Source organism: Salinivibrio sp. IB872 (assembly GCF_001995345.1).
Taxonomy (GTDB): Bacteria; Pseudomonadota; Gammaproteobacteria; order Enterobacterales; family Vibrionaceae; genus Salinivibrio; species Salinivibrio proteolyticus.
Window position 1 is genome coordinate 26,142 of sequence record NZ_MUFO01000005.1, and the last position, 13,446, is coordinate 39,587.

General features: G+C 49.6%; 11 protein-coding genes. 3 read left to right on the forward strand and 8 right to left on the reverse strand.

Translation table 11 applies throughout. The features are described 5' to 3' along the window. Window positions 1-286: 286 nt before the first annotated feature. The 8 genes from ruvB to aspS form a co-directional block, all read right to left on the reverse strand. On the reverse strand, window positions 287-1,300 hold the full coding sequence (ruvB, locus tag BZJ18_RS03900; RefSeq protein WP_069591064.1) for a Holliday junction branch migration DNA helicase RuvB: 1,014 nt from the start codon (window positions 1,298-1,300) through the stop codon (window positions 287-289). A 3-nt stretch (window positions 1,301-1,303) separates the two neighbouring features. Next, entirely contained in the window at window positions 1,304-1,933 is a 630-nt protein-coding gene (gene ruvA, locus BZJ18_RS03905) for a Holliday junction branch migration protein RuvA (RefSeq protein ID WP_069591062.1), read from the reverse strand. Between the two features lie 319 nt (window positions 1,934-2,252). Beyond that, the gene (locus BZJ18_RS03910; protein ID WP_077455417.1) at window positions 2,253-2,873 is read right to left on the reverse strand and encodes a hypothetical protein; all 621 of its coding nucleotides are present in this window, start codon (window positions 2,871-2,873) and stop codon (window positions 2,253-2,255) included. Between the two features lie 45 nt (window positions 2,874-2,918). Continuing rightward, complete coding sequence (locus BZJ18_RS03915; protein ID WP_077455418.1) at window positions 2,919-3,554, reverse strand: hypothetical protein; 636 nt, start codon at window positions 3,552-3,554, stop codon at window positions 2,919-2,921. Beyond that, window positions 3,547-6,495: a phospholipase effector Tle1 domain-containing protein gene (locus BZJ18_RS03920; protein WP_158011249.1), complete on the reverse strand. Its 2,949-nt coding sequence runs from the start codon at window positions 6,493-6,495 to the stop codon at window positions 3,547-3,549. The genes BZJ18_RS03915 and BZJ18_RS03920 overlap by 8 nt, the downstream gene beginning before the upstream one ends. Before the next feature lie 522 nt (window positions 6,496-7,017). Further along, window positions 7,018-7,539 (reverse strand): crossover junction endodeoxyribonuclease RuvC, encoded by a 522-nt coding sequence (ruvC, locus tag BZJ18_RS03925; protein ID WP_069591060.1) that lies wholly within the window; start codon window positions 7,537-7,539, stop codon window positions 7,018-7,020. Then, on the reverse strand, window positions 7,540-8,286 hold the full coding sequence (locus BZJ18_RS03930; RefSeq protein ID WP_077455420.1) for a YebC/PmpR family DNA-binding transcriptional regulator: 747 nt from the start codon (window positions 8,284-8,286) through the stop codon (window positions 7,540-7,542). Between the two features lie 198 nt (window positions 8,287-8,484). Further along, entirely contained in the window at window positions 8,485-10,260 is a 1,776-nt protein-coding gene (gene aspS, locus BZJ18_RS03935; RefSeq protein ID WP_077455421.1) for an aspartate--tRNA ligase, read from the reverse strand. Window positions 10,261-10,531: 271 nt separating this feature from the next. Between aspS and BZJ18_RS03940 the strand changes: the two genes are divergently transcribed. The 3 genes from BZJ18_RS03940 to cmoB all read left to right on the forward strand — a co-directional run bounded on the left by BZJ18_RS03940 (window position 10,532) and on the right by cmoB (window position 13,236). After that, window positions 10,532-11,410 (forward strand): DUF72 domain-containing protein, encoded by an 879-nt coding sequence (locus BZJ18_RS03940; protein WP_077455470.1) that lies wholly within the window; start codon window positions 10,532-10,534, stop codon window positions 11,408-11,410. 103 nt (window positions 11,411-11,513) lie between these two features. Continuing rightward, window positions 11,514-12,242 carry a carboxy-S-adenosyl-L-methionine synthase CmoA gene (gene cmoA, locus BZJ18_RS03945; protein WP_077455422.1) on the forward strand — a complete coding sequence of 243 codons (729 nt, stop codon included), beginning with the start codon at window positions 11,514-11,516 and terminating at the stop codon, window positions 12,240-12,242. Between the two features lie 22 nt (window positions 12,243-12,264). Continuing rightward, the gene (gene cmoB / locus BZJ18_RS03950; RefSeq protein WP_077455423.1) at window positions 12,265-13,236 is read left to right on the forward strand and encodes a tRNA 5-methoxyuridine(34)/uridine 5-oxyacetic acid(34) synthase CmoB; all 972 of its coding nucleotides are present in this window, start codon (window positions 12,265-12,267) and stop codon (window positions 13,234-13,236) included. Window positions 13,237-13,446 lie beyond the last annotated feature (210 nt).

Genomic DNA, 13,446 nt, shown 5'->3' on the forward strand with positions numbered 1-13,446 from the left:
TAGACGCACAATGTGTTGTCGTTAACTTTGTCGTTATCGGTTTGTCGAGCAAGCTGCAAAACCAGCATGCTAATGACGATAATTTATAAAAATGTGATTAACCACAAAGAAAAGCGATGATGATGGCGCAGCCTTTGAAGCTAGCTCTCACTCACGCGATGCGACTGACACGGGCAGTTGTCGCCACAATACGGGGTCACGTGCTACATAACCTTAATCTAGATCAAAAAAACCCATTGGTTGGCGGCCAATGGGGCGATTTATCAATTATTTTGCTTGACCTGTTTTAGGGCTGCGGCAGATCAAAGCCAAAGTGCAGGTAAGCACGTTGGGTGGCGATGCGACCTCGCGGCGTGCGCTGCAAATAGCCTTGTTGGATCAAATACGGCTCAATCACATCTTCAATGGTGTCTTTTTCTTCGCCAATCGCAGCCGCTAAGTTATCTAACCCAACCGGTCCACCATCAAACTTTTCAATGATGGCATTGAGTAGCTTACGGTCCATGTAATCGAACCCTTGGCTATCCACATCCAGCATATCCAGTGCTCGTTGCGCAATATCCGCGCAAATGTGGCCGCTGCCTTTCACTTCGGCATAGTCTCGTACACGGCGCAACAGTCGGTTCGCAATACGTGGTGTCCCGCGAGAGCGGCGTGCTACTTCTACTGCGCCTTCGTCTTCCATCGACAGCGCGAGGCAGTGAGCACTGCGTTTTACAATCCCCGTTAAGTCATGCACATTGTAATATTCAAGCCGTTGGGTAATCCCGAAACGATCGCGCAGTGGCGAAGTCAAGGAGCCTGCCCGTGTTGTCGCACCAACCAAGGTAAACGGTGGTAAATCAATCTTAATGGAGCGTGCCGCTGGTCCTTCACCAATCATAATGTCTAATTGATAGTCTTCCATCGCCGGATAAAGCACTTCTTCAACCACTGGGCTTAGACGGTGAATTTCATCAATGAATAAGACATCATGCGGTTCAAGGTTGGTCAAAAGTGCCGCTAAGTCGCCGGCTTTTTCTAATACGGGGCCTGAGGTGGTACGAATATTAACGTCCATTTCATTGGCGACAATGTTTGCCAAAGTGGTTTTCCCCAGCCCCGGCGGGCCGAAAATCAACAGGTGATCCAACGCCTCTTGTCGCTTACGTGCGGCATGGATGAAGATTTCCATTTGATCACGGACATGATCTTGCCCTTGGTAATCGTCCAATAATTTGGGACGAATCGCGCGGTCAATCACGTCTTCTTCCCGATCATGATTGGCTTGCGCGGAGATTAAACGATCAGCTTCTATCATGGATTACACCATTGAACGCAGTGCGTGTCGGATGACGTCTTCACTGCTCATTTCGTCGGTTGCGATTTGTTTCACCACTTTCTCGGCCTGCGCGGCTTTATAGCCCAACGCCACCAGCGCGCTCACTGCTTCGTCAGCAGCAGATGAGACAGTGGTCGGCGCCTGACGCGTTGGTGCGCCGCTTCCATCGGCGGCATCGGTATAAGGCGTAAAGAGATCAAACGCTTCCCAGTTTTTCAACCGATCGCGCATTTCGATCACCAGCCGCTCTGCCGTTTTCTTACCCACACCGGGAATTTTGACCAAGGTAGACACATCGTTGTGCTCAACACTATCGACAAACTGGTGAGCCGTCATGCCGGACAAAATCGCCAAGCCCAGCTTGGGTCCGACGCCATTGGCCTTAATCACTTCTCGAAACAAGGCACGCTCACGTTTACCACTAAAGCCAAACAAAAGCTGCGCATCCTCGCGCACCACGAAATGAGTATAAATAGTGGCCACCTCACCGACTTCGGGCAATTGATACAAACAGTTCATCGGCATACTCACTTCATAGCCAACGCCATTCACATCAATCAAAATCTCAGGGGGCTGCTTTTCTAGCAGGGTTCCGTGTAATCGGCCTATCACAATGTGCTCTCAGTTTTTTACTTTGTCGACAAGGATAAATAATAACTGGATCTATATCCAGTCGGATTGAGGGGGATACGGATTACGGAAAAGCGTATCGTACCTGTAGAAAAAGTTCCTAGGGCCTAGGATCCTAGGACCTACTTCCTGCTCTTCCCGTATTCTGTAAGCGAAGCGCTCTGTATTCAAAATCCCGAATATCGCCTAGGTCGGCATAAGCGCCTTCTCGATCGCGCAAGCTTGGTGTGATTTCCGCCGCGCGCCCGTTGACAATGTGCACTTATCCAACATTTTGCTGGGGCTTGTGTCACCTCTCCCTCTACTCAGATGAACTCGCTTTTTTACGCTTTTCCAAATCGGCAAAAAAGGTGTTTGGGAAAGGTGTCGAAGAAGATTCTCCTTTGCCATCAAAGAGAACCACAACGTCCGTCAAATCGCGTGGTGATTTCTTAACCCAGCCATTAGGGTCGGCGCCTTTCTTTGGTGTGCAATCAGCCAGTTTGTCTAAACAGTTTTTAGTATAAAAAACCCTAACTCTTGGACCATCAACAATGACTTGTATTGAACCATAGTCACGATCGAGATTTTGGTAATAATTATCCATTGTTTTCATTTTGGCTTCGGCATCATTTGGAATGGGTGCAGATACGCGGTGATATGACACGAAAGGGTATTCCCATCCTTTAGCCCAGTATCCCTCAATGTAAGCGGGTGCATCCATGCGTCCACCAGACGAATGAGCTCCTGGATAGCCACTGACGGCCCCCATTGCAAAATTAGCCTTTCCGCCTGATTGGGTGGTAATTACCATTTTTTTTACACCATGTTCTCCGGAGGTGCTGCCATTGGTAAAGCCGACCTTAGCTGTATAAGGTTCGGGCTCACAACCTAAAACAGCTACTGACAATAGCAGTAGTAGAAATGCTCTCCATTTAATCATTGCCGAATACCTGAAGTTTGGGTTGGCATCAATTGACAGCTAGATCTATTCCGGAGAGTTTGCCTTTTCCAATTGTTGTGATGTCGCAGCGTCAGCTGAAGGAAAAGGAGTCGGAGAAGATTCGCCTTTGCCATCAAAGAGCACAACTACATCAGTCAAATTGCGAGGTGATTTCTTAACCCAGCCATTAGGGTCGGCGCCTTTCTTTGGTGTGCAATCAGCCAGTTTGTTTAAGCAGTTTTTAGTGTAAAAGATCCTAACTCTTTGACCATCGACAATGACTTGTATTGAACCATAGTCACGATCGAAATTTTGGTAGTAATTATCCATTGCTTTCATTTTGGCTTCGGCATTATCTGGAATGGGAGCAGATATGCGGTGATGAGGTGTAGAGCTGATGTCATCGTCTGCAAATCCCCATCCTTCTTCCCATTCGCCTTCAATGTAAGCGGGAGCGTCTATACGCCCACCTGATGAGTGAGCGCCGGGATAACCGCTCACTCCTCCCATGGCAAAGTTGGCTTTACCGCCAGACACGGTTGTAATTGTCATTTTATAGACAGAGTGCCTACCTGTGGAACTACCATTCGTAAAACCAACTTCAGCAGTATAAGGCTCAGGCTCACAGCCCAAAATAGCCAACGATAAGAGTAGTGATAAAAAGGCTATCCATTTAATCATTGCTGAATACCTGACGTTTTGGTTGATTATTACTGTCGATGCTCAATGCGTTAACGGACCTATCAATTACACTTTCGTAGCCAGGATTGATCAAGGCATCATGGGGGCGATGAATGTATCGTTGCTGTAATTTTGGTTCTTTATTTCTCCACTGAGTACTGACAGATCCGGTTGAAATACTTTTGATTTCCTCCCAAAGGCTTTCAATAAACGTGTCGTTATTGTAGTCAATCGAAGAGAGATTTTTCTGCGCTTCAATAACATTTGGGAGCCACCGAATTCCTTGCTTTTCGGCTTGCTGTTTCATCCGCTCAAAAGTGAGCCCTGCCAGTGCATTGCTGGTTGGGATAAAATGGTAGTAATGTAGCTCACCGTTGACGAGTTTAACTTCACCATGAATACCGTGCTCTTCTCGCGTTTGTTGTTGCCAAGCTAGATTCTCTTGCGCAAGCTTCTGTTGGGCATAGGCGGCAAGTTCATGGGCTGATTTAAATTTTTGAATATCAGATTGATACTTATCATAAAGTGATGTTTTATGGGTAAGCTTTCTATGATAAGTGGAGTCTACAGGTTGGTTGAGGCGCGCTGGTAGGTCTGTCCTGCCATATTGGTTTTTAGATGGATAGCCACCGCCAATATCGGTGTGACAGCCAGGGAATACTTCTTGACAGAAAATACCGTCACTGAAGGCAACCGCCTCGGTGTGGCCTTTCCCTAGCGAGGTTAATGGAAAGTTCTCACGGTACTCATGCTGTGCACAAATCTGGAATACTTTTTCTGCCGCATTTGGTTTGAGGCCAAGCTTATATTCCCCTTCGTCATTGTTACCGGGCATATAAAATGAGCCTACGGTATCAAAAAGGCCCACAAAACGAACAGAAATACGGCGCTGTGTATCTGCCGCATAAAATTCATCGGATAGGGAATCAAACCGCTTATAGCTCTCATTGCCTAGTAAGTTTGGATAAATCTCGCTCGGGTTTTTGCTTCTTTCGGGATTGCTATAGTCAGGAAAACCGGCCTCTAGTGCATTGACAAAATGCCTTGCCAGTGCGGCACCGCGGCTGAACCCAAACACATCAAACTGAATGTGATCTATCTTTTGATAGTCATCTGCCTGTTTGAGATACGCAATAATCTCTGATAGTTGTTGTAGTAAGGTTTGCCATTTCCACAATCCACCGGTGTTATCAAACACGCCAAAAGCTTGTCCAGGGAAGRGCTTCTCATCACCACCTGCATCAATGATTGGGTTACGCTCTCCGGGGATAATGGGAATATCATCCACTGTGCCTACCCCAGACACATAGATTTTAGCTGATTGGCCATCTTGTTCTGGGTACGCCTCAAATAGGCGAGCAATATTGGTACGCGACTTATTGCCGTACGTCTCTTTGTATTCATCATTAGGACTATTTTGCCCTGTACCATCAAAGAATACCCCAATACGCAGTGTCCGTTCGCGTTTTAGGTTGACGACTGGAAGCTCTTTTTCGACTGTTTTTTCATCGCTGATTGCTTTAACAGCAGAATTAAGTAAACAACGCTCGCTGTAGTCGTAAAACGTATTTAATGGATGATTGAACCAATCTGGCGATAGGGGTGGAAAGCCATAAGAAGCAGTTTGAGTTTGCTTTTTCGCCGCTGGCTGGCTAACCGTTAGGCTATCACCCACGGCTAACGACATCGGTTCAGCGTCATACTGCGGATTCAACTCCAACAGCTGCTTAGCGGACAGACCATATTGTTCGGCAATGGCAGTCCATGATTCACGTTGGCGGGTGGCCGGATCGGTTTTGACCGTGTGGGTTGTCGGCTGCTTTGACTCATCACGCTTATCGGTATCTTTTTCAGAAGAGGGGTCATCTCGTTTGGAGATAGCTTGCTTCGGCGCGGCGAGTAATTCATTGATAGACAGGTTAATGCCGTTTTCTTCCAGCCATTCGTCGTCCAGGTTATCAAGCGCGTTTCGCGTGATCGGCTCTTTGAGATAGACAAGATGTTGGTCTTCGACCTCTTTGCCGCCAATCTTCCAGTACACCAGTATGGCGCTTTGATAACGATTAAAACCTTGCTCCTGGTTGAGTCTGTCATGTTTAGAGCGCGTGGCGAAAAACTGCCATTTGCCATCACCCAGCAGCTTGTACTCCTGCACTAAGCGCTTTTGGTGAAAATGGTAGTAATAGCCTTCGGTGGGGAGGCCCAGTCGCTCGCCGAGTTGAACAGAAGGTGTCACCGGAATAAAGGCCTCTTGGGTTATCCCAGAGCCAATCGGCTTTACCTGTACGGGCTCGGGCACGCTGATGCCCATTGACGCTGATGCTATTTTGGCAACAAGCTTTTTGGGCTCGTTGAATGCGGTATACGTAGTGTACTTAGTGCCGTGTTCAGTGCGCGCGGTTTGCCAATCACCCTTCACGCCTTCTTGCTGTGTTTTAGCTAACTCAAATTTGCATCCTACGGTCTTGCTAAAGACTTTGTCCGAGCTGGCGATTTCAAAACAGTACTCGTACTTAAGTGGCGGTGGCGCATCCGAACGGTCAGGTTTTACCGGCTCGGGTACATAGGTGTCTTCGATATTGGTTGCCGCATGCGCACTATGGCTAACGCCACCCGATTCGCCAGCGCCGCCGGCCACACTGCCAGATTGATTGGCTCTAGCGGCAAGTGCTGAACGGGTTTGTGGTGAGAGGGTCGTTTCAGTATCTGGCGAGAGGGCCCAAACCTTATTCGTATTATCATGCACCATCGCGGGCCGCATTGGGGTATCAGTCAACAGGGCAAACTCACCGCTATCAAGCTTTTCTTTAAATTGTGAAAAGCTCACCCCATCAGGCATTACATTACCAAGGTCTCGCTCATTAAGCGCCTCAATATCGCCCTCTACTTGCCCAAACTCATACGCCATGAGATCGGTCAGTCTAATGAGTTTATATCCCATCGCATTGTCCACCAAGCAAGAACCATGGCGGTGTATTCTACTGAACAGACCAGATTTTTGGATAGGTTTGTTGTCACCGTTAGGTTAACACTGGCTGAAATGTGAAGTGCGTGCAAGAACGGATAACAGGAGGGAGCACGCGCGCGGATAGCCATAGCCGTGGTGCCACCCGACATTGGCGGTTAAATTTGACATCGATGTCAAATTTGGTGCCGATCGTGACAGGCGCAGTGCAACTGGCGCCCGTTGGCAATTTGCACATATCCAACATTTTGCTGGGGCTTTTGTCACCTACGCCAATGGTATCATCGATGTATAAATCAGGCGTCGGAAGTGCGGCTCGATGGTTTTGTCACGACCTCTGATCATGGGTCAAATTCCGTATGCATTCCCACGCAGGAGCGTGGGAACGAGTAATAGAAAAAGTTCCTAGGGCCTGGGATCCTAGGATCTAGGCACTACTTCCTGCWCTTCCCGTATTCTGTAAGCGAAGCGCTCTGTATTCGAAATCCCTAGGCGCTTTTACCGATACCGCCCGCGACGCGCAGAGCTGGCTTTGCCCGCCATCGCTATCATGGTGTGATAGGTATGCGCATGACAAATCGCCACGGCAAGCGCATCGGCAGCATCGGCTTGTGGAGTAGCATTGAGTTTCAACATATGGGTGACCATGTGCTGCACCTGCTTTTTATCCGCACTGCCTTTCCCCACGACGGCTTGTTTGATCAAACGGGCCGCATATTCTGACACCGGTAAGTTTGCATTCACGGCAGCGACAATGGCACTGCCACGAGCTTGACCCAGCTTCAGCGCGGAGTCGGCGTTACGCGCCATAAACACTTGTTCAATTGCAAAGTTATCCGGCTGAAATTGGGTGATCACTTCACTCACCCCCGCATAAATTTGCTTGAGCCGGCCGGGTAAATCCTCACTGTCGGTACGAATACAGCCGCTGCCAAGGTACTCCAAATGYCGGCCTTGTTGGCGGATCACGCCGTAGCCGGTGATCCGCGAACCTGGGTCAATGCCCAGTATGATTGCCATTTAACTTAAGCTCGCTGCCACTTCGTCGGAGATATCACCGTTATGGTAGACTTCTTGCACATCGTCAAGGTCTTCTAGCATATCGATAAGACGCAGTAGCTTAGGGGCGGTGTCCGCATCCAGCTCCGCTTTGGTCGACGGCACTTGTGTGACTTCAGCACGCTCAGCCTCGAAACCCGCTTTGTCCAAGGCATCTTTTACATTGCCGAAATCATTTGGCGTGGTGTAGACATCCATCGAGCCATCGTCGTAAGTCACCACATCATCGGCTCCCCCTTCCAATGCAGCTTCCATCACCGCATCTTCGTCAAGCCCTGAAGCGTAGGTGATCACGCCTTTTTTCTCGAATAAGAAGCTCACCGAACCATCTGTACCCAGATTACCGCCTGATTTTGAGAATGCGTGACGCACACCAGACACGGTACGGTTACGGTTGTCGGTCATGCACTCTACCATCACCGCCGTCCCTGCCGGACCGTAGCCTTCGTAGATCACCGTTTCCATGTTGTCGTCGCCATCACCGCCCGTACCGCGCGAAATCGCACGATTGATGGTGTCACGGGTCATATTGTTAGACAGCGCTTTATCCACCGCGGCACGCAGGCGAGGATTGGTTTCTGCTTCGGGGCCACCTTCTTTGGTTGCCACCACAATTTCTCGGATTAGTTTGGTGAAAATCTTACCGCGCTTCGCGTCTTGAGCGGCTTTACGGTGTTTAATGTTCGACCACTTACTGTGACCTGCCATATCGACTCTCCGTTTTTTGCGCTCCCCTCACGTGAAAGGAGTAATAAGAAAAAACGCGCCTTGGCTTTGCAGTCGGAGGCGCGTTGATGAAAATTCCCGCATGCTAAGGCCATACCGCGAGATAGGCATCGCTCTTAATCATGGGGTCAACGGGCAAACGCTGTCGCCCGTGATCGGACTTATCGTCTCTGGATGACGTTACTCGCTTTGTTCCGCCGCCGCAGTAATGCTAAGCGCCAGTTCTTCAAGCGCTGCTTCGTTAGCAATGCTAGGTGCATCTGTCATCAAACAAGCCGCTGCCGTGGTTTTCGGGAAAGCAATCACGTCACGAATGTTTTCAGTGCCAGATAGCAACATCACCAAACGGTCCATACCAAACGCCAAACCTGCGTGTGGTGGGGTACCAAATTTCAGTGCATCCAGCAAGAAGCCAAACTTCTCGCGCTGCTCTTGTTCGCCAATACCAAGGGTTTCGAATACTGCCGCTTGCATCTCTGGGTTGTGGATACGCACCGAGCCGCCACCCACTTCATAGCCATTGATAACCATGTCGTAAGCATTCGAGTTCGCCGCTGCCGGATTCGCTTTCAGCGCTTCTGGGGTCACGTCAGTTGGCGCGGTGAATGGGTGGTGCATTGCATGAAGGTTACCTTCGTCGTCTTCCTCAAACATTGGGAAGTCAACCACCCACAGCGGTGCCCATGCTTGGGTGTCTGTCAGCTCGAGATCCAGACCAAGCTTCACGCGCAATGCGCCCAACGCTTCGGTGACTACCGACTTTTTATCTGAGCCAAACAGGATGATATCACCGGTTTGTGCTTCAGTACGTGAAAGGATCCCTTCAACCACATCCGCATTAAGGAATTTCGCTACCGGTGACTGAACACCGTCCAAGCCCGCGTCACGGTCATTGACTTTCAGCCATGCAAGCCCTTTGGCGCCATAGATACCCACAAACTTGGTGTATTCGTCAATTTGCTTGCGAGACAGGCTGGCACCGCCCGGTACACGAATGACGGCAACGCGGCCTTTTTCATCGTTTGCCGGGCCTGAGAAGACTTTAAATTCAACGTCTTTGACCAGATCCGCCACATCGACGATTTCAAGCGGGTTACGCAGATCCGGTTTGTCAGAGCCAAAGCGACGCATCGCTTCTTCATATTTCATGATTGGGAAAGCACCCAAGTCGACGTCAAGCAGCGACTGCCACATTTCGCGGATCATGTTCTCGGTCACTTCGCGCACTTGCTCAGCGCTCATGAACGAGGTTTCGATATCGATCTGGGTAAATTCTGGCTGACGGTCAGCGCGCAAGTCTTCATCACGGAAGCACTTCACGATTTGGTAGTAACGGTCAAAGCCAGACATCATCAACAACTGCTTAAACAGCTGAGGCGATTGTGGCAAGGCATAGAAGCTGCCTTTATGCACACGGCTAGGAACCAAGTAGTCACGCGCGCCTTCTGGCGTTGCTTTGGTCAATACCGGCGTTTCGATATCTAAAAAGTCATTGCTGTCCAAGAAACGACGGACAAAGCTAGTCGCTTTCGCACGCAATTTGATGCGGTCACTCATTTCTGGACGACGCAGGTCAAGATAGCGGTACTTCAAACGCTGTTCTTCAGAGATGAATTGGTTGAAGTCGATCGGTAACGGGGCACTGCGGTTAATGATGTCTAACCCAGTTGCCACCACTTCAACTTCACCGGTCGCCATATCACGGTTGATTTGGCTGTCTGGACGCGCACGCACTTCACCGCGAATTTGAATACAGAATTCGTTACGTAGCTTGTTCGCTTGCTCGTAAACGTCACCCATATCAGGATCGATCACGACCTGTACGAGCCCTTCACGGTCTCGCATATCGATAAAAATCAATCCGCCCAAATCACGACGACGGTTAACCCAACCACAAAGACTTACTTCTTGCCCGACATGGGCTTTATTCAGGTGACCACAATATTGGGTGCGCATAGAGTATTCCTGATCTGATTCTGATTATTCCGCTTGCCCCCTTGGGCACAAGCCTGCCAAATACTGAGGGGAATTCGGGTAACAGCGTCTGTCGTACCTGACGGTACGCCCCCATTGGTGCCGTTACTGTCAAAGACCTGCCATTATAAAGGAAAAGCCCCTCCCTTGGTAAAGCGATCGCGCTTTTTTATTCTGTTTGGCCGATGAATGGTTTTTTGGCGCACTTCCGATTAGGCTATCACCATCTCGATTGACCGATAAAAGCCAAGCCATGTCCCTGACGTTAAATCACGTTTCCGTGCCGCCCCTACGCCTTGGGCTGACACAATGGTCCCACCCCAGCTGGCAACATCACTTTTATCCTCCGGGCACCAAAACGGCCGATCGTTTAGCGCGCTATGCGGAGGTGTTTAATACGGTTGAAGGCAATACGACCTTTTATGCCTCACCCTCAAGCTCATCAGTTGCCAATTGGGCCGCGGCCACGCCGGATGCGTTTCGGTTTACCTTTAAATTTCCGCAAACCATTACCCATCAGTGCCAGTTGCGCCATGCGCAGACATTGACGCAAGATTTCATCACCCTGATGGCGCCGCTCCATGAAAAGGTGGGGCAATGGACCATCCAACTCCCTGCCCGTTTTGGTCCCGAAGGCTTGCCGGCATTGGCTACTTTCTTACAGCAACTACCCGCGGATTTTTCGGTTGGCGTGGAAGTCCGTCACCCAGCATTTTTTGCCAAAGGCGACGCCGAGCGTCAATTGAATCGCCTGCTACTCGAACAGAAAGCGAATCGGGTGATCATGGACAGCCGCCCTGTGTTCGCCGCCAAACCGGACTCGCCGGCGATTATTGACGCCCAACAGAAAAAGCCACGCGTACCGGTTCATGCTATCGCCACCCATGAAGCGCCCATGGTGCGCTTTATTGGTCACCCCACGCTCGATGAAAATGCCGCTTTCTTTACGCCGTGGATCGCCAAATTGCAGCACTGGATGAATGAAGGGAAAACACCTTATTTAATGATCCATACTTCAGATAATGATCAGGCTCCTGCGCTTGCCGCAGCGCTCTACCAACGCCTTGAATTATCAACCCCTCTCGCCAGTGTGCAACGCGCGGCACAGTCACAGCAGTTCTCGCTGCTGTAATCACCTAGGGACAATGGCAAGGCAGAATAAAGACAGACGGGGAAAAATTCACTACAATACGCCGCTTTTACTGCTGGGCATTGGCTGATTTGTAGGGGCTCTCATGGCTAATCAGGATAAAATTTTCGCGGCGCCCATTGAAAAACTGGGTGATTTTACCTTCGACGCGAACGTCGCCGAAGTCTTTCCGGACATGATTCAACGATCCGTACCGGGTTATAGCAATATCATTTCGGCGATTGGGATGTTGGCGCAGCGTTTTGCCAAGCCAAATACCAATATCTACGATTTGGGCTGTTCATTGGGCGCGGCCACCTTATCGATGCGTCGCCATATCGAACACGCAAGCTGCCAGATTATCGCGGTAGATAACTCGTCGGCGATGGTCGAACGCTGTCGTCTCCATGTGAACGCATACCGTGGTGCTGCTGACGTAGAGGTCAAAGAAGCGGATATTCGAGATATCGAGATCCAAAATGCGTCTATGGTTGTACTTAACTTTACCCTGCAATTTTTAAGTCCTGACGACCGCCAAGCCTTGTTAAGCAAAATTTACCAAGGGCTTAATCCCGGTGGCATCCTGATTTTATCGGAAAAGTACTGCTTTGATGATGACACTGCCAACGAGCTTTTGATTGACCTACACCATGACTTTAAACGTGCCAATGGATACAGCGAGCTGGAAATTAGCCAAAAGCGTAGCGCCCTTGAAAACGTCATGCGTCCAGACAGTATTGGCACCCACAAAGCCCGATTGAGTGATATCGGTTTTAGTAGTGTTGCCATGTGGTTCCAGTGTTTTAACTTCGGCTCTATGCTAGCCATCAAGTAAGCCAACCGGTACGAGTAGTTTCATGTTTGATTTTTCTGACTTCTATCAGCTTATTGCCAAAAATCGCCTAAGCCACTGGCTGGAGGTTCTCCCGGCCCAATTAGCGGAGTGGCAAAACCAGCCGCATGGCGATATGCCGAAGTGGATTAAGGTGCTTAATAAGATCCCAACTACCGCGCCAGAAACGGTTGAGCTGAAAGACGCGGTGCGTATTGGCGATGACCAAAGTCTGCCGTCCGGTGAACGCAAAAAGCTCGAAAACTTATTACGTAGCTTCCATCCGTGGCGCAAAGGCCCGTATCAGGTGCATGGCATTGATATTGATACCGAATGGCGCTCCGACTGGAAATGGGATCGTGTGCTTCCTCATATTTCGCCACTCAAAGGCCGTTACATCTTGGATGTTGGCTGTGGTAATGGCTATCACATGTGGCGTATGCTGGGAGAAGGCGCAGCACTGACCGTCGGTATTGACCCATCAGAGCTTTTCTTGATGCAGTTCGATGCCATCCGCCGCTTGATGGGCAACGACCAACGCGCCCACCTTCTGCCTTTGGGAATCGAAAAACTGCCGGCGCTGCGTGCATTCGACACCGTGTTTAGTATGGGTGTGTTATATCACCGCCGCTCCCCGCTCGATCATCTGATGCAACTCAAAGATCAATTGCGTAAAGATGGCGAGCTGGTGTTGGAAACCTTAGTGATCGATGGTGATGAAAACGCAGTGTTGGTTCCGACTGACCGCTATGCGCAAATGCGTAATGTGTATTTCTTCCCCTCAGCTCGTGCACTGAAAGTCTGGTTAGAAAAGGTCGGTTTCGTAGACGTTCGGATTGTTGATGAGTGTGTTACTACCACTGACGAACAACGCAGCACCGAGTGGATGACCCATAATTCACTGCCCGATTACCTTGACCCTGCCAATCCGCATCTTACGGTAGAAGGCTATCCCGCCCCTAAACGTGCCATTTTGGTCGCACGTAACCCTGATTAATGATTGCGCGCCTCTTGGTTTGACAAGGGGCGCACGTTGGCTTGACGTTCAGCAAGCAGAACATTATTTAACCGCCTCGACTTTCTTTCACGTTCACGCCATATTTTCTATCCAGATCAAAAAGATAACGGGCAAAAAGTGACAGAAAACGTCGATAAAACCATCACTCAGTCAATCCTGACTAACTTTTGACAGAATCCCTCTACCCAT